Here is a 22,503-nt window from a genome sequence, read left to right on the forward strand (position 1 = left end):
TTCTAGACTCCTTGAAATGACGGCTGCCCTGCACCATGTTCGAGCAGAAGCGCGCACTCCAGGTGCGAGGTGTGCACGAACATGTCGGCTACCGCCACCCGGACGATTCGATAACCACCATGCACAAGACGTGCCGCATCACGTGCCAGCGTGGCAGGATCGCAGGCGATGTAGACCAGCTTCGATACGGGCCGCTCGACCAGCGCTCGAGATGCGGCATCGGCACCGTCGCGGGGCGGGTCCAGCACCACCGCAGCGGGATGGGATGTCGCGAGCAGCGCCGTCACGGCCACCTGGTCGGTGAGATCGGCCTGCCGTCCCGAGACGGCGAGCGCATTGGCACGTGCATTGGCTTCGAGTCGCCGCACCATGGCGGGACTCCCCTCCACCGCCATGACCCGGGCACCGTCGGCGGCCAGCGGCAGGCTGAAGTTGCCGATCCCGGCGTAGAGGTCAAGGATATCGATGCCGGAAGCCGGAGACAGCCACTCTCGAACCGTCCTCACCAGCTCACGATTGATGGCTTCATTGACCTGTACGAAATCGCCGGGGGCAAAGCCAAGCTGCAAGTCAGCGTCACGCCCAGGCAGCCGGTAATGCAACGCCGGGGCCTCGCCCAGCCATTCGAGGACAGGCTCATCACGCCCCAGCAAACAGGCCACGGCAACGCCGTTGGCTTTTCCGAACCGGCGCCAGCGCTGCAGGTCCGCAGGGTTTTCGCGCAATTGACGCACTACCACCGCGCGATTCGCCTCGGCGGCAATCAACTCCAGGTGCCCAACGTGGCGCGGTGCATCGAGAAGAGACAGCTGCTCGCGCAGCGGTTCGATCAGGGTCGACAGCTCGGGCAGCATCACCGCGCAGGCCTGGATATCGATCAGGCGACTGGTATGACGGACACGAAAGCCAAGGTGGACATTGCCTTCGGCGTCGACCTTGACGCCAAGCCGCGCACGGCGCCGATAGCCTAGCGGCTCACCCGTCAGCAGCCTTGGGGGCTCGCTGAGCTCGATACCTTCACGAAAAAGCAGGTCCACCAGGACTTCACGCTTGTGCTCGCGCTGAGCCGCAACGTCGAGATGCTGCAGGTCACACCCGCCGCACTGACCGTAGTGCCTGCAAGGGGGGGCGCTGCGCTCGGCCGCGGGCTCGAGCAGGGTACGCACATGCCCCTCGTCGAAGCGCTTGCGCGTACGGTGAAAGGCTACCTCGACCCGCTCTCCCGGCAGCGCCCCTTCCACGAACAGGGTCTTCCCGCTGGCAGCGCGAGCCACCCCGCGCCCGTCGTGGGCCAGGCGCTCGATGGTGACCGCCTCTTCACCGGACGGAGAGGCGACGGGATGCCCTTCCCCGCGCTGCCGGTGCAGCCCTGAGACGCCGGAACGCTGGCGCGCCGGCCGTCGTTTGCCAAGCATTGCCACCTCAAGCCTCCGGGGCGAACAGCCCGGTCGAAAGGTAACGATCGCCACGGTCACAGACGATGAAAACGATCACCGCGTCCTCGACCTCCTCGGCAATACGCAGCGCACCGGCCAGGGCGCCACCGGACGACACCCCAGCGAGAATACCCTCCTCGCGCGCCAGGCGACGCATGTGCTCTTCCGCTTCGAACTGGCCAATATCGAGCACCCGGTCGACACAGGTGGCATCGAAAATGCTCGGCAGGTACTCCTTCGGCCAGCGCCGGATACCGGCAATGCTGGCACCGTCCTCCGGCTGCAAGCCGATGATCTGGATCGCCGGGTTGCGCTCCTTGAGATAGCGCGACACGCCCATGATGGTGCCGGTGGTACCCATGGAACTGACAAAATGGGTCACGCTGCCGCCGGTCTGCTCCCAGATCTCCGGGCCGGTGCCCTGGTAGTGGGCGAGGGGATTGTCAGGGTTGGCGAACTGGTTGAGGGGCTTGCCCTCGCCGCGCGAGATCATCGCCTCGGCCAGGTCGCGCGCCTCCTCCATGCCACCCTCCTTGCTGACCGTAATCAGCTTGGCACCGAAGGCGGCCATGGCCTGCTTGCGCTCGCTGGATGCGCTTTCGGGCATGATCAATACCATGCGATAGCCCTTGATTGCCGCCGCCATGGCAAGCGCAATGCCGGTATTGCCCGAGGTGGCTTCGATCAGCGTATCGCCGGGGGCAATATCGCCGCGGGCTTCCGCCCGCTCCAGCATCGACAGCGCCGGGCGATCCTTGACCGAGCCGGCAGGGTTGTTGCCCTCCAGCTTGGCGAGCAGGGTGTTGTTGCGCCCGGCCGTGATACGCTTCAGGCGTATCAGCGGCGTGTGGCCGATGATGTCCTCGATGGTGGGAAACTGCATGTAGCCGTCCTTAGGGAAACTCTTTTCGATAGTATATCCGTGCCACCATTCACTGGACAGGCATGCCCAGCCAATGTGGCATACTCGGCGGTACGGCTCGTGACCAAGGATTACCAATGTCGCTCGGAAATCGCCTGACGCTATGGATTCTGTGTTTCCCCCTGCTGGTGCTTTTTGTCGCGGTGGTGTTCGTTCTCCAGCAGGACACCGAGTGGCGCAAGTCGGCACTCCGTGAGCGCGTCATCACCGCCGCCGAGCAGCAGGCCCCCGAGCTGGCACGTGCCATGGCAGAGGAGGCCGAGGGCAGGCTCGACAGCATGGCCAGACGGCTGCTGGAAATCGATGAGGCGCATGGCGTCGGGATCTATACCGACAACGGCATGTTCCAGCTTGAACTGGGGCGCAATCGCGCCCAGGTCGCCACCTCGCCGCCGAACGACACCGTACTGGATACCCGTGGAGACTTGTGGCGTCTGATGGTGCCCCTGGCCCCAGCCGAAGGCGCCTGGCCAGGGCAGGCCTGGCTGGAACTCGACATCGACAGCCGTGCCTTGACCCTGGACTATTACCGGCGCCTGGCCACGGCAGGGCTGGGGTTGTTGCTGCTGGGGCTGCTGCTGTTCCTGATCGGCTCGACCCTGGGTCGGCGCGTGGATGCCAGCTTGAACGATACTGCCGAGGCGTTGAGACGCCTTCGCAGCGGTGACCTGGAGGCCCGCGTACCGGAGGAAGGGGCACCCGAACTGCGCCGCCTGGCGCGCCATGTCAATGCGCTGGGCGACGAAATGCAGCAGTCGCGCGAGAACATGCGGCGCCAGATCGAGCAGACCACCGCCGAACTGGAAGAGTCGATGGAAACCATCGAGATCAAGAACATCGAACTCGACCTGGCACACCGCAGGGCGCTGGAAGCCAACCGTATCAAGTCGGAATTCCTGGCCAGCATGAGCCATGAGATCCGTACGCCGCTCAACGGTATCGTCGGTTTCTGCCGCTTGCTGGGACGCTCGCGCCTGGAGCCTCGACAGCGTGAGTGGCTCGACCAGGTGCATGTTGCCTGCGACAACCTGCTTGCCCTGGTCAACGACGTGCTCGATTTCTCGCGCATGGAGGCTGGCAGGCTCGAGCTGGACCGTGCCGAGCTGGACATGGTTTCACTGGTGGACGAGGCGCTTGGCCTGCAGGCACCGCTGGCCCACCAGAAGGGGCTGCACCTGCTGGGCCTGGTCTACGATGACGTACCGTCACCCCTGAGAGGCGACCCGCTGCGTATTCGCCAGGTCCTCACCAACCTGACCCACAACGCCCTCAAGTTCACCGAAAAGGGTGAGGTCATCGTGCGTGTCATGGTCGAAGAACAGAGCGAGCAGGGCCACGTCCTGCTGCGTATCAGCATCAGCGATACCGGCATCGGACTCACGACACAGGAACAGCACAACCTGTTTCAGGCCTTTCGCCAGGCCACCGCCAGCCACTCCCGCCAATACGGTGGGTCCGGGCTGGGCCTGGCTATCAGCCGCCAGCTGGTGGAGCAGATGGGGGGACAGATCACCGTCGAAAGCGAGCCATCCCAGGGCTCCACGTTCTCCTTCACCCTACCTCTGGATGTCGTCGGTAGCGGCGAAGTCATCCCCGAAGTCATCTTCGATGGCGACCGGGTGGCACTCTACGAGCCTCACGCCCCGACTCGCCACGCTCTCAGCCACCTGCTGACGCTGTGGGGCGGGGTGGTAGAAGAGGCTTCCCAGCCAGACCTGTCGCCACCCTATCCTGCCCTCTGGGTGGCTGCGCTGCCCGCCGAGCTGAACGACACGGTAATCGAGGAGTGGCGTGAGCGGCTCCAGGCCTGCCCATGCCCGGTACTGCTGCTGGTCAACGTGGCGCCCTTGGAGGTGCCCGAACTGAACCTGCCCAGCGGCTGCGAGATCCTCAGCAAGCCTGCCTCACGCCAAGCGCTGGCCGACGCCCTGCGCCGCTGCAACTCGGCGAAACGACGCCCTGCCCCCATGAAGGAGCGCACCTCATGCGCTCGTGTCATGGTGGTAGACGACAACGCAATCAATCGCCGATTGCTGCAGGAACTGCTGCAGCGCCCCAACCTGGAGGTGGTCGAAGCCGAAAGCGGCGAAGAGGCCCTGGCGCTTGCAGAAGGCGCCCCGTTCCAGCTCGTGCTGATGGATATTCGCATGCCCGGCATGGATGGCATCGAAACCACCCAGGCGCTGCGACGGCTGGATGAACGCTGGAAGCACTGCCCTATCGTCGCGGTAACCGCACATGCTCACGACAGCGAACGACAGAAACTCTACGCTGCCGGCATGCAGGAGGTACTGGTGAAACCGGTGGATTCCAACCAGCTCGAAGCCCTGCTGCAACGACATCTAGGCCAGGTGGCGCCATTGCCGGCTCCCTCGCCTGCGCTGGCAGCGCCAGCGAGCCGGGAAAGTGTCGTGGCAAGCGACCTGGCAGTAGTGGACATGGCCCTAGGGACCAGGCTGGCGAACGGCAACGAGAGCCTGGCACACGAACTGTTGGAGGAACTCGTGGCCTCACTGCCGAAAACCCTGGAGGAACTGCGTTCGGCCATCGCCACAGAGGATCCCGAGGCGCTGCTGGACGCCGTACACGCGCTTAACGGCGCCTGCCGCTACTGCGGTGCGCCGGAGCTCGCATTGACGGCGGAAACCCTGGAAACACGGCTGCGCTCGCGCGGCATGGCGAAAGTCGATCCGCTGATCGATGAGCTGTTCCAGGCCATCGAACGACTGCGCGAATGGCACGCCCAAGGGCAGGACGAACTTCCCGGCCAGAACCATGCCGGCTCTGCTTCGTCACGCAGCGATTAAGGCATTCCCCGCGCCCGCTGCGGGATCTGAGCGTCAGACTCCGAAGGCGGGCGCGAATGAAGCTGAGGCAAGCCGGTCGCTGCCCAGGTTCAATCGAACTCCTCGTGGGAGTGATCGTGCTCCTCCAACGAAGCAATGAACCCAGCCTCCTGGCCGGCAATGACCAACCGCTTCATCTCGGCCACGGCCTCCTTGAGTCCCACGAACAGTGCCCGGGCAATGATCGCATGGCCGATGTTGAGCTCATGTAGCCCCGGGATAGCCGCTATCGCCTCGACGTTGTGGTAGTGCAGGCCATGACCGGCATTGACCGTCAGGCCCAGCTCGAGGGCCATTTCCGTCGCAGCCGCAAGGCGTGCATGCTCCTCGCGGGCAGCCTGGCCGGTCTGCTCGGCATAGGCCCCGGTATGCAGCTCGATCACCGGCGCCCCGGCACGCTTGGCGGCCTCGACCTGTACCGGCTCGGGGTCGATGAACAGTGAAACTTCGCAGCCGGCAGCCGCCAGACGCCGGCAAGCCGTGGCAATCGCCTCGAAATTGCCGGCCACATCCAGACCGCCCTCGGTGGTCAACTCCTCGCGCTTTTCGGGCACCAGGCAGACATGCGCCGGACGCACCTCCTCGGCCAGCGCCAGCATCTCCTCGGTGACCGCCATCTCCAGGTTCATGCGAGTATTGAGCACGTCGGCGAGGATGCGCACGTCGCGCATCTGGATGTGACGTCGATCCTCACGCAGGTGCACGGTAATGCCGTCGGCTCCCGCCTCCTCTGCCAGCAGCGCTGCCTGGACCGGATCGGGATAGCGAGTGCCACGGGCCTGACGCAGCGTGGCAATGTGGTCGATATTGACGCCAAGCAGAATGCGCGGGGGATGCATGAGGGTCTCCAGCTGCGAATGAGAAAGGACAGTCAGTGTGAGGGGGAGCGGCGCCGTTCGGCAAGCTGGCGCATCAGCTCCCGTGAGCGCAGCGGGCGGGCGCCCAGCAAGGGGGCCAGTGCGGCACGTGCCACGGCCTTGGCCGGCCCTGCCAGACCCGGTGCCGCCCAGTCGCCGCCGGCCAGCAGGCGCAGGGTGCGCCCGTCGAGGCCCGCCTCGCCGGGGACGAAGGCCCGCGACGCGGACTCGAAGCGATAACGTGCCTGCGGGTCCAGCTCTCCCCCCTCCGGAGTGGTGAAGCGCGGCGCAGCGTCCAGCAGTTCGAGCAGTGCGAACTCCAGGCGACGCAGCGCCAGGGCGCGACCGTCAGGCCGGGGCAGGTCGTCGAGCAGCGCGGTATAGAAGGCGAATACCTCGCCTGCAGGCAGCTCGACCGGCAAGGTGCGGGTCAGCAGTTCATTGGCATACAGCCCACAGAGCAGCCCCTCGCCCGCCAGCAGGGCCGCGGCCCCGCGGCTCTCCATCAAGCGCAGGCGCTTGAGCTCACCCTCTCCCACCCAGGTAACATGCAATGGAGCGAAGGGCTGCAGCCTTCCGCGCGAGCGTGAGCCGGGACGCTGCACGCCCTGGGCCACCGCACGCACCCGGCCATGCTCGAGGGTCAACAGCTCGACCAGCGCGCTGGTTTCGCGATAGGGACGCTTGTGCAGGAGAAAGGCCGGCTGTGGCTGCATGGTCAGGTGCCTGACAGAGAGAAACGGTCAGTCGAGATCGTATCCCAGGCTCTTCAGGGCCCTCTCGTCGTCCGACCAGCCGCGCTTAACCTTGACCCACAGGTTGAGCATGACCTTGGCATCCAGGGCGCGCTCCATGTCGAGCCTGGCTTCACGGCCAATGTTCTTGATCCGCTCGCCCTTGTCGCCGATGAGGATCTTCTTCTGACCGGCGCGCTCCACCAGGATCAGGGCACTGATATGAATCACCTTGCCCTCGTCGCGAAACTCCTCGATCTCGACCGTGACCTGGTAGGGGAGCTCGTCACCGAGCTGGCGCATGATCTTCTCGCGTACCAGTTCGGCCGCGAGGAAACGCTGGCTTCTGTCCGTGATCTGGTCTTCGGGAAAGTGGTGCATGCCTTCGGGCAGGTGCTTGGCCACTTCGGCTTCCAGTTCCGGCACGTTGATACCGTGCTTGGCGGAAATGGGAATGATGGCCGCAAATTCGCGACGCGCCCCGACCTCTGCCAACCAGGGGAGCAGCGTGCTCTTGTCCTCCAGCCTGTCCACCTTGTTGACGGCCAGAATCACCGGCGCCTGGACATGCTCCAGGCGCGTGAGCACCACCTGGTCTTCTTCGCTCCAGCGCGTCCGGTCGATGATGAACACCACGCAATCCACATCGCGCAGCGCCTGGGTCGCGGCCTGGTTCATGAAGCGATTGATCGCCTTGTTGCGATCGCGGCCGAGGATATGAATGCCAGGCGTATCGACATAGATGAACTGTGCGTCACCTTCGGTCTTGATGCCCATCACCTGATGCCGTGTGGTCTGCGGACGACGCGAGGTGATGGAAACCTTCTGGCCGAGGATCCGGTTCATCAGGGTCGACTTGCCAACGTTGGGACGTCCGACGATGGCGACGAAGCCACAGGTCTCGCTCATGATATTTTGCCCTTGCGGTTTTCCAGCTGAAGCAGCGCCAACTCGGCGGCCTGCTGCTCGGCATGGCGACGACTGGAGCCGCTGCCCAGGGTATGTGAATCGAGCAGTTGGATGTGGCATTCGACCGTAAACGTCTGGTCATGGGCCTCGCCCTCCACCGACACCACTTCGTAGCGCGGCAGTGGGGACTGACGCGACTGCAGGAACTCCTGCAAGCGTGTCTTGGGATCCTTCTGGGTGTCCTGAAGGTCGATCGACTCCAGGCGTTCGGCATACCAGGCCAGAACCCTGGCTCGCGCCACGTCCATGCCGGCATCCAGATATATCGCGCCAAGCACGGCTTCGACAGCATCGGCGAGGATGGAATCGCGCCGATGCCCGCCGCTTTTCATCTCGCCGGAACCCAGGCGGAGACACTCGCCAAAGGCCATCTCCCGAGCCAGTTCGGCCAGGGTCTGGCCTCGCACCAGACGCGCCCTGAGACGAGAAAGCTGCCCTTCTCGGGCCTGCGGGAAGCGCTCGTAGAGCGCCTCGGCAATCACGAAATTGACGATGGAGTCGCCGAGAAACTCCAGCCGCTCATTGTTCTGCCCTCCGAAGCTGCGGTGGGTCATGGCCAGCTCCAGCAGGGATATGTCACTGAAGGCATGGCCGATGCGGCGGCTGAAAGTGGTAAGGGTTTTACTCACGAAATTCCTGTTATTTCTGTTCCATCAATGGATGCGGCGAGCCTGGGTAAAGCTGGGCAAGCCTCCGTCCCAGTGCATCCACACGGCGAAAGCCCTGCCGACGATGTTCTCCTCGGGCACGAAGCCCCAGTACCGGCTGTCGTTCGAGTGGTCGCGATTGTCACCCATGGTGAAAAAGTGCCCATCGGGCACGACGATCTCACGCACTTGGGGACCGGGGTCACGTGGATTATTGTAGATACGATGGCTGACCTCGCCCAACTGTTCCTCCAGCAGCCACTCGCCTGGCGCCGTGGCAGGCGCTTCGTCCAGCAGGCGCTTGGGCACAGGCTCGCCGTTGACGTAGAGTTGCTTGTCCTCGTAGCGCACGGTATCGCCCGGCAGGCCCACCACCCGCTTGATGAAGTTCACCGAGGGCTCGCTGGGAAAGCGGAAGACCATGACATCGCCGCGCTCGGGCTCGCCCAGTTCGACGAACCGGGTATGCGTGACCGGCAGACGCAGGCCATAGGCATACTTGTTGACCAGAATGAAATCGCCCACTTCCAGGGTCGGGCGCATGGAGCCGGAGGGAATCTGGAACGGCTCCACCAGAAAACTGCGCAGCACGAGTACGACCAGCAGCACCGGGAAAAAGGAGCGAGCGTAATCGACCGGCCAGGGCTCCTTCATGGCACGCTCGCGAGTGGCCTCGTCGACCCCCTCCGTGGTGCCCGATTCGATGGCAACCAGTTTCTGGCGACGCGCCGGGCGCCACCAAACCAGATCGAGCAGCCAGATCAATCCTGTGATGGCCACGGCCACCACAAGCAAAAGTGAGAAATCCATAGTATCGCCGGTCCTAGTCGTTCACCTTGAGTACGGCCAGGAAAGCGTCCTGGGGAATCTCCACCCGACCGACCTGTTTCATGCGCTTCTTGCCTGCCTTCTGTTTCTCGAGCAGTTTCTTCTTGCGCGTGATATCACCACCGTAGCACTTGGCGGTAACGTTCTTGCGCAGCGCCTTGACCGTGGAGCGCGCCACGACCTGACCGCCGATGGCGGCCTGAATCGCCACGTCGAACATCTGCCGCGGGATCAGCTCCTTCATCTTCTCGACAAGCACTCTGCCACGTCCATGGGCATGATCCCGATGGATAATCACCGCAAGCGCATCGACCCGGTCACCGTTGATCAGCACATCCAGGCGCACCAGCTTGGCCGCTTCAAAGCGCTCGAAGTTGTAGTCCAGCGAGGCGTAGCCCTTGGAAATCGACTTGAGACGATCGAAGAAGTCCATCACCACTTCGCTCATCGGCAGCTCGTAGGTAAGCTGGATCTGGCTGCCGAGGAACTGCATGTCGAGCTGGTTACCGCGACGGTTCTCGCACTCCATGATCACGTTGCCGACGAACTCCTGGGGCACCAGGATGCTGGCCCGCACGATGGGCTCGCGCATCTCCTCCACGTCGGCCATGTCGGGCAGCTTGGAGGGGTTGGAGACATAGCGCACGTCGCCGTTCTTCATCGCCAGCTCATAGACCACGGTGGGAGCCGTGGTGAGCAGGTCCAGGTCGTACTCGCGCTCGAGCCGCTCCTGGATGATCTCCATGTGCAACGTGCCGAGGAAACCGACGCGGAAGCCGAAACCCAGGGCATCGGAGTTCTCGGGCTCGTACTCCAGCGAGGCGTCGTTGAGCGCCAGCTTCTCCAGCGCGTCGCGGAAGTCTTCGTAATCGTCGGCGCTGACCGGGAACATGCCGGCGTAGACCTGAGGCTTGACTTTCTGGAAGCCTGGCAGGCGCTCGACGTCCGGCGTCTTGGCGTGGGTGATGGTATCCCCCACCGGGGCACCATGGATGTCCTTGATGCCGGCCACAACGAAGCCTACCTCGCCGGCGCGCAGGATGTTGGTCTCCTTGCGCAGCGGCGTGAAGATGCCCACTTCGTTGGCCTGCCAGTCACGGCCAGTGGACTTGATGCGGATCTTCTCGCCCTTCTTCAGGGTGCCGTCGAAGATGCGCACCAGCGACACCACGCCAAGATAGTTGTCGAACCAGGAGTCGATGATCAGCGCCTGCAGCGGCGCCGCCGGATCGCCCTTGGGCGGGGGAATGTCGCGCACCAGGCGCTCCAGGAGCGCGTCGATGCCCAGCCCGCTCTTGGCCGAGACCTGGCAGGCATCGGTGGCGTCCAGGCCGATGATCTCCTCGACCTCATGGGCGACCTTGTCCGGGTCGGCCTGGGGCAGGTCCATCTTGTTGAGTACCGGCAGCACCTCGAGCCCCTGCTCGATGGCGGTGTAGCAGTTGGCCACCGACTGCGCCTCGACGCCCTGTGCGGCGTCGACCACCAGTAGCGCGCCCTCGCAGGCATAGAGCGAGCGCGAGACCTCGTAGGAAAAGTCCACGTGGCCGGGGGTATCGATGAAATTCAGCTGGTAGGTGTTGCCGTCCTGGGCGTGATAGTCCAGGGTCACCGACTGAGCCTTGATGGTGATGCCGCGCTCGCGCTCGAGGTCCATCGAATCGAGCACCTGCTCCTTGAGTTCGCGCTCCGTCAAGCCTCCACAGCTCTGGATCAGACGATCTGCCAGAGTCGACTTGCCGTGGTCGATGTGGGCGATTATCGAAAAATTCCGAATGTGATTCAGTTTTCCGTTGCTTGCTTCGTTGCTCATCTAGCCCAGTCCGGTGTTCGACACGAGCGCGGCGGCGGCATGACCGGCAGCCGTTCACGTCATATGAATTCAATGGCCGGTATTGTACCGGCATGGCCGAGGGTTGGACAGCACAGCCGCAGATTACCGGAAAACGAAGACACCCCCCGCCATCGACGGGGGGTGCCTCGACCCTTGATCGCTTGTCGAGTCGCTCTAGCTCTGACCCAGCCGCAGCGCTACGAACAGCGAGCGACCTTCGCGATACAGCCGCACCGGCACGGCACGATCCGTCGGCAGCTCCTCGATGAGCTCGCGAAGCTTGCTGGCGCTTTCGACGGCATGATGATCGATACTCACGATGACATCGCCGCCGCGAATACCGGCCTCGGCCGCCGCCCCTTGGGGATCGACCTCACGCACCATCACTCCACCGTCGATGCCGAGACGCTGACGCTCAGCCTCTTCGAGCTCGGCCACCGCGATCCCCAGGCGAGCCTGGGCATCTGTCTCACCGGGGCGATCCTGTTCCGGCTGATCGGAGTCGGGCCAATCGCCAATGGTCACGTCAATGGTCTGGCGCTCGCCGTCGCGCATGATGGTCAGCCCGGCCTCGTCACCCGGTGCGATCCGGCCGATCAGCCGCGGCAGGTTGCGAGAACGCTCGACTTCCTCGCCGTCGACCTCGAGCACGATGTCGCCCGCACGCAGGCCGGACAGAGCCGCCGGCCCCTCGGGATCGAGATCCGCGATCAGGGCACCGCTGGCGCTGTCCATGCCGAAGGATTCAGCCAGGTCGCGAGACACCGGCTGGATCATCACGCCCAGCCAGCCGCGACGGACGCGGCCGTCATCGCGTAGCTGGCTGGCCACATCCATGGCAACGTTGATGGGGATGGCGAAAGACACCCCCATGAAGCCGCCGCTGCGGGTAAAGATCTGGGCATTGATACCGACCACTTCACCATCGAGATTGAACAACGGACCGCCCGAGTTGCCCGGGTTGATGGCTACATCGGTCTGGATGAAGGGTACATAGGCATCGCGTGGCAGGGTGCGGTTGATGGCGCTGATGATGCCGGCGGTAACCGAATGCTCAAAGCCGAACGGCGAACCGATGGCAGCCACCCACTCGCCAACGCGAAGCTGATCGGAATCACCCATCCTCAGCGTAGGCAGGTCGGTTGCTTCTACCTTGAGCAGCGCCACGTCGGTCTGGGTATCGGCACCAATCAGCTCGGCTTCGAGTTCACGCCGATCATTGAGGCGTACGAGGATCTCGTCTGCCCCATCGACCACATGCGCGTTAGTCAGGATATAGCCATCATCACTGATGATGAACCCAGAGCCCAGCGACTGCCGCTCCTGCCCACGCCCAGGTCCACCACCAGGTGGCGCCGGGAAGCGGTCGCCGAAGAAGTGGCGGAAAATATCCGGGATGTCCTGCCCACCGAAGCCCTCGAAGGACTGGGAGCGTTCCGGCATCACTCGTGTGGTGGAGATGTTGACCACTCCAGGCGCCGCCTGCTCGACCAGTTCGGTGAAGTCAGGCAGGTCGCGAGCATGGGCACTCTGCCATGACAGCATCATGGCCAGCAGCAACGCCCAGAGAGAAACCCGTCTCGTCAATGGCATAATAAAAGCTCCTGCATCAGCGTGTCGTTCGTTCTCGGCAATTCACGGCCCACCAGGCTAAGCTCGGGGCTCTTGCGTCGTTCTTCAAGTTGCTGCCCTACCGGTTCGCTCAGGATCGCCGCCCGTCACTCCCGGCTATCCCCTGCCCCCTCCCAGGCCATGCTTTCCGCCACCTGGACGAGCACCCGGGGAGGCAGCTCACCCATGGTCACGACCTGCATGGGGCGGCCCTCGACCATGACATGACGTACCACGGCCAGCGAGATCCCCAAGCGATGCAACCCCGGAATCAATCGTTCGCGGCCTTCCTCGATGGGGTCGACGAACAGGCTCAGCGTCGAAAGACCATCACTGTACAGGCGATGTGCGACCTCCTGCTGGTCACCAGGCGTAGCGACCGGCTGTTCCAGGAAGCCGTTGGGCAGCCACTCTGGCCCCCAAGTCTCCGGTGGCAGCGAGCGATTGACATCCATCACTACCCCACCTTCATGGAGTTGCGGTGATTGAATCTCGGTCAGTTGGAAGGTCTCGACCACCCTCCCGCGGTCGTCGATCAGTTCACGCTTGAGCGCGAGGGCCGTTTCTTCGTCAAGCCACAGGCGGTGGCCAAAGCGGAGTCCGTCGAGCGGCTCGATATCGAGACGTACTGCGCTGCGATTGGCAATGCGTTCGCCGCCCCCGATGGAAAGACGATAATGCTGCGCGACATGCTGGGAGATGCCCGCTGGGGAGACAGGCAGCTCACTCTCTTCGCTGGACCAACTCAGACGGCCGATACGCCCTTGGCGCTCGAACAGCACGGGAGGGCCATCGAGAAAACGTGCCATTTCACGCTCGACACCGTCATGGATATCACGGGAAAGTGCCAGGGTGCGCACACCATCGATACCGATGCGAACGGCGCGGGCCTGGAAAACGTGGCAGTGGCCTGCCCAGAGGCTGCGCTCGAACCAATCCAGCGGTGTTTCAGGCGGATCCCACTCGGCCATAAGCCGACAGTCGAGTTGCTCGGCCTCCGCCTGTCCAACCTCGGTTTCGGCAAATCCAGGAGCGGCCAGCACCATCAGTGCAATTCCGCCAAAGGCCGCCAGGCGCACTGCAAGACGCCTGCCCGCCATCAACGCTGCCCCAATGTCTCGTTACCCGAAGCCCGCAGCAGCGGCATCCAGACATCGCCACTCAGGTAGGTGGCACCCTCGGAGTGACGGTCCAGATAGGATTGCAGCAGGCGAGCCTGTTCCTGATCGGAACTGCGGGACTGCCGCGGGTTGGGCGTCAGGAACAGAGGGCTGTCGATACTGGCTCCTACCGGCATCATTCCCGACTGGCCACCGGAAACGACGGGAGAGAACTGCGGCATGCCCACGGTGGCGGCCTGTCCACCACCCAGGTTTTGCGTGGCAAGGCTGCGCTGCGGCTGGGCGGAGGTGGAGCGCGTATCGCCATCGGCCAGTTGGGTGGCATCACCCGAGCGGGTAAAGTTGTTGCCGTTGTAGAACTGCACGCCGGTGATCACCATCAAGGTGACGGCGGCGGCCACTCCTGCACTGCGGGCCATGGAGTGAGAGCGACGCGGTGCGATACGTGACTCTTCCACGCCGGGTGCCGGCTCATCCTGCAGTCTCGCCATGATACCGGCAGAGAGGTCCGTGCTGACATCGACGTCATGATCCCGATGCATCAAACTGCGTATCAGATGATAGCGCCGCCAGGCATCCGCCGTGTCAGGCTCATCATCGAGCGATTTCAGCGCCCGGCGCAGCTCGAGATCATCACCTTCGTTGTCCATCAGGGCAGAAAGCGATTCCCGTGCATTCTGACTCATTCTCACACCCCCACATCGACAAGGCACCCTGCCTTGCAACCAATGTTTTCCGACATTCCCGAACGCACCCAGTCGGGATGTCGACAGCCCAAGTTGTCCGCCAATACGCAGCGGTCATTGCTTCAGACGTCATCGGCGCAAGACAGTTCAGCGCCGAGGCGAAAAGTTGTCGAAAACTTCACTCAGTGACCGACTCCCGGGTCCGGGAGGTCGCCACCAAGGGTTGAATGTGCTGGTCCACTGCCTCCCGTGCGCGAAAGATTCTCGAGCGCACCGTGCCCACCGGGCACTGCATGATATTGGCGATATCTTCGTAGGAAAGCCCATCGAGTTCACGCAGGGTAATCGCCGTACGCAGGTCATCGGGCAGATTCTCGATAGCTTCGAAAACCGCTGTCTCCAGCTGGTCTCGGGCCAGCGAGGCTTCAGGCGTCTCGATGTCGGAGAGCCGACCGCTGTGATCGAGCACCTCGGCATCGACGATGTCGAGGTCGCTGCCGGGTGGGCGCCTGCCCCTGGAGACCAGGTGATTCTTCGCCGTGTTGATGGCAATGCGATACATCCAGGTATAGAAAGCGCTCTCGGCGCGAAACTTGCCCAGCGCTCGATAAGCCTTGATAAAGGCTTCCTGGGCTACGTCCTGCACCTCGGCATGATCCTGAATATAACGCCCAATCAGCCCGATGATCTTGTGCTGGTACTTCTTCACCAGCAAGTCGAAGGCGCGCGTATCGCCCTTCTGAGCCCGTTCCACGAGCTGCTGGTCGGTTTCCCGGTTGCCCATTCACACCCTCCCCGTCCGGGCATCGCCCAGAAGCGGGATGAGAGAAGAATGCGTCATTGAATAATCTGCCTGCATGGTATCAACCTGGAGCCCGTTGGCCGTTGTATGTCCTTGGGCGATCTCGCCCTTTGCGCTAAGTGTTCCCGTTTCTTCGCCGCGCATCAAGCTGACCGCCATGCCGCCGGCGCTGTGACAAGCCAGTCAGCGTCGGGTTCCGTTGCGATTGCCGTTTTATCCCTCGGCGGGTGTATAGTAGTTCATTCTCTTGCCATCAACGCATCACGACACGGGTAGCAACATGTCAGACCAGCAGGTCAGCAACCTCAACGTCCTCTCCCAGGACGTACTGATCACCCCTGAAGCGCTCAAGAACGAGATCCCCCTCAGCGAAACCGCAGAGAAGACGGTGATCGAAGGGCGCCGCACGATCCAGAACATCCTCGACGGCACCGATCCACGACTGCTGGTGGTGATCGGGCCCTGCTCGATCCACGATGTCGATGCCGCCATGGACTATGCTCGTCGCCTTCGCTGCCTGGCCGACGAGGTAAAGGACAGCTTGTTCATCGTGATGCGTGTCTACTTCGAAAAACCCCGCACCACAGTGGGCTGGAAGGGCTTGATCAACGACCCGCACCTCAACGGTTCTTTCGAGATCGAGGAGGGCCTGCACATCGCCCGCAAACTGCTGGTGGATCTTTCCGAGCTCGGCCTACCGCTGGCCACCGAGGCACTGGACCCGATCTCGCCGCAGTACCTCCAGGACTGCATCAGCTGGTCGGCGATCGGTGCGCGCACCACAGAGTCCCAGACTCACCGCGAAATGTCCTCCGGCCTGTCCAGCCCCGTCGGCTTCAAGAACGGCACCGACGGCAGTCTCGACGTGGCCATCAACGCCCTGCAGTCCGTTTCTCACCCGCACAATTTCCTGGGCATCAATCAGAGCGGCCAGGTGGCGATCATCCGCACCCGCGGCAACGCCTATGCCCACGTCGTGCTGCGCGGCGGCAATGGCAAACCCAACTACGACAGCGTGAGCGTGGCCCTGGCCGAACAAGAGCTCAGGAAAGCCGGAATCCAGCCCAACATCATGATCGACTGCTCACACGCCAACTCCAACAAGGACCCGGCGCTGCAGCCGCTGGTGATGGACAATGTCACCAACCAGATCCTCGAAGGCAACCGTTCGATCATGGGCCTGATGGTCGAGTCCAATATCGGCTGGGGCAGCCAGAAAATTCTCGATGACCACAGCCAGATGCAGTACGGGGTCTCGGTCACCGATGCCTGTATCGACTGGCCGGCCACCGAGGAAACCCTTTCCCGCATGGCACAGAAGCTCGCCCCGGTGCTTGCCGAACGCCGCCAGGATTAAGGCCAGACGATGACCGGAAGGCCCTCGGTGGCCTTCCGCTCGCCGCTGTGCACTTGCGGCGTACACCTCACGAACTCACCCTCGCGCAGGAATCTGGACCCCGTCGATCTCCCTGACGAAAGGCGGCAGTGAATCAAGCAATGCCTGACCGTAGCGCCGCGTGAGCACTCGGCGGTCAAGCAGTGTAATACGCCCCTGGTCGGCCTCCTTGCGGATCAAGCGCCCGCAGGCCTGCACCAGCTTGATCGAGGCATCCGGTACGCTGATCCGCATGAAGGGGTTGCCGCCACGGCTCTCGATCCACTCGGCCAGGGTCACACCCACGGGATCATCGGGCACGGCAAAAGGCAGTCGAGTGATGACCACATGGGTCAGGTAGTTGCCGGGCAGGTCGATGCCCTCGGCGAAGCTTGCCAGGCCGAAGATCACGCTACCCTCGCCGCCATCCACTCGGGCCCGGTGGCGTTCGATCAACTCGCGCTTGGGCAGCCTGTCCTGCGCCAGCACCCGCTCGCGCCACTTCGCCGGCAGCGCCTTCTCCACCGCGCGCAGCTGGGCCCGGGAAGAGAACAGCATCAGCACGGCCTCCCCGTCATCCAGCCCGGTGACAAAATCGACAATGGCCCGCTCATGGGCGTCGCGATCACCGGGATCGACGGCCAGGCTCGGCACGCTGAGCACGGCGCGAGAGTAATCGAAGGGGCTTGGCAGACGCTGGTAGCGGTAGCGATTGGCCAGCCCGGCACGCTCCTGCAGCCGCTCGAAGCGCCCTAGCGCTGTCAAAGTGGCCGAGGTCACCACCGCCCCGAAGCAGCTGCCCCACAGGGTCCTGGCCAGGGTCGGCGCCGCCGAGACCGGACTCGCCGAGAAGGTCAGTTCGGGCTCGGAGCCGAAGCGTTCGAGCGTGAGCCAGCGCGCTCGTGGCGCTTCTCCCTCTACATCGCTCTCGGCGTAGGCCTCCCACAACCCGTGGGCCTCCAGCGCGCGGCCGTGCAGCAGCGCCAGCAACGGCAGCCAGGCCTCTGCCTGCTCCCGGGGGAGGCCGGTATGCTTGTCGGGGTCGAGACTCTCGCGCAGGATATCGCTCATGGTCTCCAGCGTTCGGGAAAGCTCGGCAAAGCCGACAAGCAGGTTACCGGCATGCTCGCGCAGAGCCTCTGGCACACGCCCCATCTCGAAGCGGAACTGGTGGTTCTCCTCGCCTTCCTCCAGCCCATGCTGCCGCCCACCCAGCTGATGTCCCAGCGAGAAGGCCTCGCCCAGGCGCGGTTCGAGCGCAGCGATGGCTTCAGGCAGGCCCGCCAGCAGCCGCGCCAGGGTCGGCTGGACGGCCAAGGCCTGGTTGAGCTCGGTCAGCGATTTCTTCAAGTTGCCCAGCCAGCGCAGCGTGCCGTTGATGCCCACGCGATGGGCAAAGTGGTTCAACGCCTTGTCCGGCAGGTGATGGCCTTCGTCGAACACATAGATGCAGTCGCCGGGCGGGGGCAACACCACGCCGCCGCCCAGCGACAGGTCGGCCAGCACCAGGTCGTGGTTGGCGACGATGATGTCGGCGCTCTCGAGGTCGCGGCGGGCGCGAAAGAAGGCACAGGCGGCGAAGTGCCCACAGCGGCGATTGGTGCACTGACGGTGGTCGATGGTCAATCGCCGCCAGTCACCTTCGTCAATGGCCGCAGGCCAGCTCTCGCGATCTCCCTCCCAGCGGCCGCTGCCGTAGGCCTCGGCCATCTCCTGAACCAGCGCCTGGAAGTGATCGCCGGCGCCCTGGGTCAGGCTCTGCTCGAACAGCGACAGCGTCGGGTTTTCCTCGATGCCATCGAGGGCCTGCTCCAGCCGCGTCAGGCACAGGTAGCGACCGCGCCCCTTGGCCAGGGCATAGTCGAAGTCGAGGCCGCTGTGGGCCTTGAGCGTGGGCAGGTCCTGCAGTAGCACCTGCTCCTGCAGGGCAATGGTGGCCGTGGCAACCACCAGGCGCTTGCCCCTGGCCTTGGCCACAGGCAGCGCTGACAGCAGGTAGGCCAGCGTCTTGCCGGTACCGGTGCCCGCCTCGAGCACGCAGACATGCTCGTCGGAGACCCGCTTGCCAGCATCGTCGGCCTCGATGCCGGCAAGGGTGCGGGCGATCTCGGCGATCATCAGCCGCTGGCCGTAGCGTGGTGTCAGGCCCTGGGCCTCCAGCACACGACGGTAGGCGGCCTGTATCTCACCCTTGAGGGCCTCGTCCAGCATGGGCGTTACAACAGCCCCTCGGGCGGGTGCTCGCAGGGCAGCTTGTCCTGGATGTAGCGCTCGATCTCGGGCAGCGAGAAGGCGTCCTCCTCGCCGACGAAGCTGATCGATACCCCGGCGGCCCCAGCACGGCCGGTACGGCCGATACGGTGGACGTAGTCCTCCGGGTCCTCGGGCAGGGTGTAGTTGATCACGTGGCTGACATCCTCGATATGGATGCCGCGGCCGGCCACATCGGTGGCCACCAGCACCTGTACCTCACCTTCGCGGAAGCGCTCGAGGGTCTTGATACGCTGATTCTGTGGTACGTCGCCGGAGAGCATGGCGACGTTGATATCGGCCTTCTTCAGCAGGCCCTCGAGCTTGCGCACCAGGTCGCGGCGATTACCGAACACCATCACCCGGTCGAAACTCTCCTGCTTGAGCAGGTTGACCAGCAGACGCTGCTTGTCGTCATCGCCGACCATGTAGACGCGCTGGTCGATGTTGGCCTTGTTGTCCACCGTGACTTCGATCTCGACGTGGGTCGGCTGGTGGGTCCACTGGCTGGCCAGGTTGAGGATGTCCTGGGAGAAAGTGGCCGAGAAAAGGAAGGTCTGGCGCTCCTCCTTCTTCGGCGTATGGCGAATGATACGCTTGACGTCGGGAATGAAGCCCATCGACAGCATGCGATCCGCCTCATCGAGCACCAGCACCTCGACCTGGGTAAGGTCGACGTCGCGCTTCTCGTGGAAGTCGAGCAGGCGACCGGGAGTGGCCACCAGAATGTCAACCCGCTTGCCCAGGTGCTCGCGCTGCTTCTGATAGTCCATGCCGCCGACCACACTGGCCACGTTGAGTTCGGTGAAACGCGCCAGCGCCTTGGCGTCCTTCTCGATCTGCAAAGCCAGCTCACGTGTCGGCGCCACGATCAATGCCCGCGGGGCGCCAGGCTTCTGACCATCCGGGACTTCCTCTTCGAGGAAATAGGCCAGGATCGAGATCAGGAAAGCGGCCGTCTTGCCAGTTCCGGTCTGGGCCTTGCCTACCACGTCGCCACCCAACAGGGTGTGAGTCAGCGCCTCGGCCTGGATCGGTGTGCAGTACTCGAAGCCCAGGGCATGGATGGCGCGCATCAGCGGCAAAGGCAGGTCAAAGTCGTGAAAGCGCCACTTGCCCGCCTCGACAGGCACCTGAAACTGGCGCAGATCCCAGTTCGACTGACGGCGACGCGGCTTGCGGCGACGACGCTTGGGCTTGCGGTTCTCGGCCGGGGCTGTGGTCTGTTCCGACTCGCTCATAGGCTGTATGTCTTGTCCGTTGCAATGGGGTGAACTTCGTACAGCCGCATATTGTACCAGCCTATGGCGCCGAGGGCGCGCCTCTTGCATCGGACTGGTAGAATGCCCACTCATACAGTTCAGAAAGATCAGGAGTCCGGCCAATGACACGCCGCAAGAAGACCCGCTCGCTGGCCGACAAGGTGACCATTCGCACCGGCAAGCGCAAGGATTACAAGAAGTGGCGCCACGAGAATCCCGACCAGGTGGCCTCGTCACGCCGCTTCACTCAGAAGAAGCGCCAGCAGCGCAAGCTGCAGGCGGCACGCAAGCTGGCCCGCCAGGAACAGGGCGCCGGCATCGCCATCCATCCCGCCCCTGCCTCGAAACAGAGTGCAACGACTCGCGAGGAGCATGACGAGTGACACGCCTTGTCTCGTTCAACATCAATGGCCTGCGCGCCCGGCTGCACCAGCTCGAGGCGCTGATCGAAGCCCACCAGCCGCTGGTGATCGGCCTGCAGGAAACCAAGGTGCATGACGACGAGTTTCCCCGCGAAGCGGTCGAGGCCATGGGCTATCACGTCCACTACCACGGCCAGAAGGGCCACTATGGCGTCGCGCTGATGTGCCACAAGACGCTCTGCCCGAACGGGCCGGAGGAAGTCTTCTTCGGCCTGCCTGGAGATGGCGAGTCGTCCCAGCGCCGCCTGATCGGTGCGCGCCTGCGAACCGCCGACGGCGAGACGCTGACCGTGTGGAACGGCTATTTCCCCCAGGGCGAGAACGTCGACCACCCGACCAAGTTTCCCAACAAGCGCGAATTCTACGCGCAGTTGATCGAGCTGTTGCGGGAGCGGCATCGCCCCGACGAGCGGCTGGTGGTGATGGGGGATTTCAACATCTCTCCCGAAGACATCGACATCGGCATCGGCGAGGCCAACCGCAAGCGCTGGCTGCGCGAGGGCAAGACCAGCTTCCAGCCGATAGAGCGTGAGTGGCTCGGCACGCTCAAGGCATGGGGACTCAGCGACAGCTATCGGACACGTTACCCAGAGGTAGACGACCGCTTCAGCTGGTTCGACTACCGCTCCCGTGGTTTCGAGCGCGAGCCCAGGCGCGGCCTGCGCATCGACTATATCCTGGTCACGGCACCGCTTGCCGAGCGCGTGCGCGACGCTGGTATCGACTACGACCTGCGTGGCATGCAACGCCCCTCCGACCATGCGCCAGTGTGGACCGAGTTCGAGTTCTGATGCTTTTTGATCTCTGGCTCTTGGCTCGCTAACGAGTGGAGAGCCAGCGTGGGTCGATTTCAACTCCACGGCGCTGGGCTTGCCGCATGGCCTCCCGCGCCAGCTCCGCCCGCCCCCAAGCGTGAGCCAGCAATCCCAGACGGCGCCAGTCTGCGCCCTCCTCGCTGCGCTGTGCCACCTCGCGCCAGGCAGCGAGCGCCCGTTCGCGGTCGCGGGCCTGCTCCCAGGCACGGGCCAGCAGGCGCCGGTTGTCCAGGGTATCGGGCAGCGCTTCGTCGACCAGTGCCGCTTCGAGATGCTCCGCGGCCCGGGCCGGCGTGCCGGCAATCAGGTGCAGCTCGATGCGCTGACGTAGGTCCGCCTCTTCATTCAGCACTCCCAGCCGCCAGCCGGCCTCCCAGATGGCCGCGGCCCGCTGCGCATCGCCCGCCCCCTGAGCCAAGGACGCCGCCCGCCGCCAGGCCTCGGGCGGTGCCTCGGCCCCCAAGGCAGCCTCCAGCCTGGCCAACGCCTGCTCGCCGCGCCCGGCGTGCTGGAACACGCTGGCAGCCAGCATCTGACGTCGCTCGTCGGGAGCGGGGTCGTCCGCCAGGGCACGCTCGACCCAACCCGCGGCATCTTCCCAACGCTCCAACTCTGCCAGGGCACGGGCCAGGCGCCAGCGGTCATCGGTACTGCCGTCGTGGCGTTCATGCCAGTCGAGCCACAGCGCCACCGCCTCTTCGGTATGCCCTGCCGCCAGACGCAGGCGTGCCTCTTCACGAAGCCAGCGATCACGCTGACGCGACGGCGCCTCCTGCACCCGGCGTGCCTGACGCAGCTGATCGGCAGCAGATTCGCTGCGCCCCATATCAGCTTCGGCCCCCGCCGCCAGCTGGCGATACAGCGCACCGGCCCAGCGGTCGGCGGCATTGCCGCCCTCCAGGCGCTGCGCCTGAGAGCGTGCGTGCTCGGCGACTCTGTCATGCTCGCCCTGCTGCAGCTGACGCTGGAGCTGCTCCAGGTCGGCAATGATGTCCCCGGGAAGTGCCGGCGCATCGGCATGGGCAACGACGGTCAGCAGCAGGCCGGCACAGGCGATCAGACGAATTGCAGCGCGCATCCTCATGG

General features: G+C 64.1%; 19 protein-coding genes. 4 read left to right on the forward strand and 15 right to left on the reverse strand.

The window, feature by feature from the left end; genetic code table 11:
* Window positions 1-2: 2 nt before the first annotated feature.
* The gene (locus tag H1D44_RS06525) at window positions 3-1,421 is read right to left on the reverse strand and encodes a TRAM domain-containing protein (RefSeq protein WP_181514035.1); all 1,419 of its coding nucleotides are present in this window, start codon (window positions 1,419-1,421) and stop codon (window positions 3-5) included.
* A 1-nt stretch (window position 1,422) separates the two neighbouring features.
* Complete coding sequence (cysM, locus tag H1D44_RS06530) at window positions 1,423-2,319, reverse strand: cysteine synthase CysM (RefSeq protein WP_181514036.1); 897 nt, start codon at window positions 2,317-2,319, stop codon at window positions 1,423-1,425.
* Between the two features lie 116 nt (window positions 2,320-2,435).
* Here cysM and H1D44_RS06535 point away from each other — a divergent pair, with 116 nt between their 5' ends.
* On the forward strand, window positions 2,436-5,165 hold the full coding sequence (locus H1D44_RS06535) for a response regulator (protein ID WP_181514037.1): 2,730 nt from the start codon (window positions 2,436-2,438) through the stop codon (window positions 5,163-5,165).
* Window positions 5,166-5,254: 89 nt separating this feature from the next.
* Here H1D44_RS06535 and pdxJ read toward each other — a convergent pair whose 3' ends face one another.
* From pdxJ to rpoE, 10 genes are all read right to left on the reverse strand, one after another.
* Window positions 5,255-6,043 carry a pyridoxine 5'-phosphate synthase gene (pdxJ, locus tag H1D44_RS06540; RefSeq protein WP_181514038.1) on the reverse strand — a complete coding sequence of 263 codons (789 nt, stop codon included), beginning with the start codon at window positions 6,041-6,043 and terminating at the stop codon, window positions 5,255-5,257.
* Window positions 6,044-6,075: 32 nt separating this feature from the next.
* Window positions 6,076-6,777, reverse strand: a complete 702-nt coding sequence (gene recO, locus H1D44_RS06545; protein WP_181514039.1) for a DNA repair protein RecO — start codon at window positions 6,775-6,777, stop codon at window positions 6,076-6,078.
* A gap of 27 nt (window positions 6,778-6,804) precedes the next feature.
* Window positions 6,805-7,704 carry a GTPase Era gene (gene era / locus H1D44_RS06550; RefSeq protein WP_181514040.1) on the reverse strand — a complete coding sequence of 300 codons (900 nt, stop codon included), beginning with the start codon at window positions 7,702-7,704 and terminating at the stop codon, window positions 6,805-6,807.
* The gene (gene rnc / locus H1D44_RS06555; RefSeq protein ID WP_181514041.1) at window positions 7,701-8,393 is read right to left on the reverse strand and encodes a ribonuclease III; all 693 of its coding nucleotides are present in this window, start codon (window positions 8,391-8,393) and stop codon (window positions 7,701-7,703) included. The genes era and rnc overlap by 4 nt, the downstream gene beginning before the upstream one ends.
* 24 nt (window positions 8,394-8,417) lie before the next feature.
* Window positions 8,418-9,221, reverse strand: a complete 804-nt coding sequence (gene lepB, locus H1D44_RS06560; RefSeq protein ID WP_181514042.1) for a signal peptidase I — start codon at window positions 9,219-9,221, stop codon at window positions 8,418-8,420.
* A gap of 13 nt (window positions 9,222-9,234) precedes the next feature.
* The gene (gene lepA / locus H1D44_RS06565) at window positions 9,235-11,052 is read right to left on the reverse strand and encodes a translation elongation factor 4 (RefSeq protein ID WP_181514043.1); all 1,818 of its coding nucleotides are present in this window, start codon (window positions 11,050-11,052) and stop codon (window positions 9,235-9,237) included.
* A 195-nt stretch (window positions 11,053-11,247) separates the two neighbouring features.
* Complete coding sequence (locus H1D44_RS06570; protein WP_181514044.1) at window positions 11,248-12,666, reverse strand: DegQ family serine endoprotease; 1,419 nt, start codon at window positions 12,664-12,666, stop codon at window positions 11,248-11,250.
* Window positions 12,667-12,791: 125 nt separating this feature from the next.
* Window positions 12,792-13,784, reverse strand: a complete 993-nt coding sequence (locus H1D44_RS06575) for a MucB/RseB C-terminal domain-containing protein (RefSeq protein ID WP_181514045.1) — start codon at window positions 13,782-13,784, stop codon at window positions 12,792-12,794.
* Complete coding sequence (locus H1D44_RS06580) at window positions 13,784-14,491, reverse strand: sigma-E factor negative regulatory protein (RefSeq protein WP_181514046.1); 708 nt, start codon at window positions 14,489-14,491, stop codon at window positions 13,784-13,786. Before H1D44_RS06580 ends, H1D44_RS06575 begins: the two co-directional genes overlap by 1 nt.
* 178 nt (window positions 14,492-14,669) lie before the next feature.
* Complete coding sequence (gene rpoE / locus H1D44_RS06585) at window positions 14,670-15,275, reverse strand: RNA polymerase sigma factor RpoE (RefSeq protein ID WP_181514047.1); 606 nt, start codon at window positions 15,273-15,275, stop codon at window positions 14,670-14,672.
* A gap of 298 nt (window positions 15,276-15,573) precedes the next feature.
* Between rpoE and H1D44_RS06590 the strand changes: the two genes are divergently transcribed.
* Window positions 15,574-16,650 carry a 3-deoxy-7-phosphoheptulonate synthase gene (locus H1D44_RS06590; RefSeq protein ID WP_181514048.1) on the forward strand — a complete coding sequence of 359 codons (1,077 nt, stop codon included), beginning with the start codon at window positions 15,574-15,576 and terminating at the stop codon, window positions 16,648-16,650.
* A 75-nt stretch (window positions 16,651-16,725) separates the two neighbouring features.
* On the opposite strand, the gene dinG is transcribed toward H1D44_RS06590, so the two are convergent.
* The gene (gene dinG, locus H1D44_RS06595) at window positions 16,726-18,879 is read right to left on the reverse strand and encodes an ATP-dependent DNA helicase DinG (protein WP_181514049.1); all 2,154 of its coding nucleotides are present in this window, start codon (window positions 18,877-18,879) and stop codon (window positions 16,726-16,728) included.
* 5 nt (window positions 18,880-18,884) lie between these two features.
* Window positions 18,885-20,159 carry an ATP-dependent RNA helicase RhlB gene (gene rhlB, locus H1D44_RS06600; protein WP_181514050.1) on the reverse strand — a complete coding sequence of 425 codons (1,275 nt, stop codon included), beginning with the start codon at window positions 20,157-20,159 and terminating at the stop codon, window positions 18,885-18,887.
* A 143-nt stretch (window positions 20,160-20,302) separates the two neighbouring features.
* On the opposite strand from rhlB, the gene H1D44_RS06605 reads away from it, so the two are divergent.
* Window positions 20,303-20,563, forward strand: coding sequence for a hypothetical protein (locus tag H1D44_RS06605; protein WP_181514051.1), 261 nt, complete (start codon window positions 20,303-20,305; stop codon window positions 20,561-20,563).
* Window positions 20,560-21,393, forward strand: a complete 834-nt coding sequence (gene xthA, locus H1D44_RS06610; protein ID WP_181514052.1) for an exodeoxyribonuclease III — start codon at window positions 20,560-20,562, stop codon at window positions 21,391-21,393. The genes H1D44_RS06605 and xthA overlap by 4 nt, the downstream gene beginning before the upstream one ends.
* A gap of 28 nt (window positions 21,394-21,421) precedes the next feature.
* Here the strand turns inward: xthA and H1D44_RS06615 are convergent, their stop codons facing one another.
* Window positions 21,422-22,501 (reverse strand): tetratricopeptide repeat protein, encoded by a 1,080-nt coding sequence (locus H1D44_RS06615; protein WP_238984420.1) that lies wholly within the window; start codon window positions 22,499-22,501, stop codon window positions 21,422-21,424.
* Window positions 22,502-22,503: the final 2 nt, after the last annotated feature.

This window comes from Billgrantia kenyensis (assembly GCF_013697085.1).
Taxonomy (GTDB): domain Bacteria; phylum Pseudomonadota; class Gammaproteobacteria; order Pseudomonadales; family Halomonadaceae; genus Halomonas; species Halomonas kenyensis.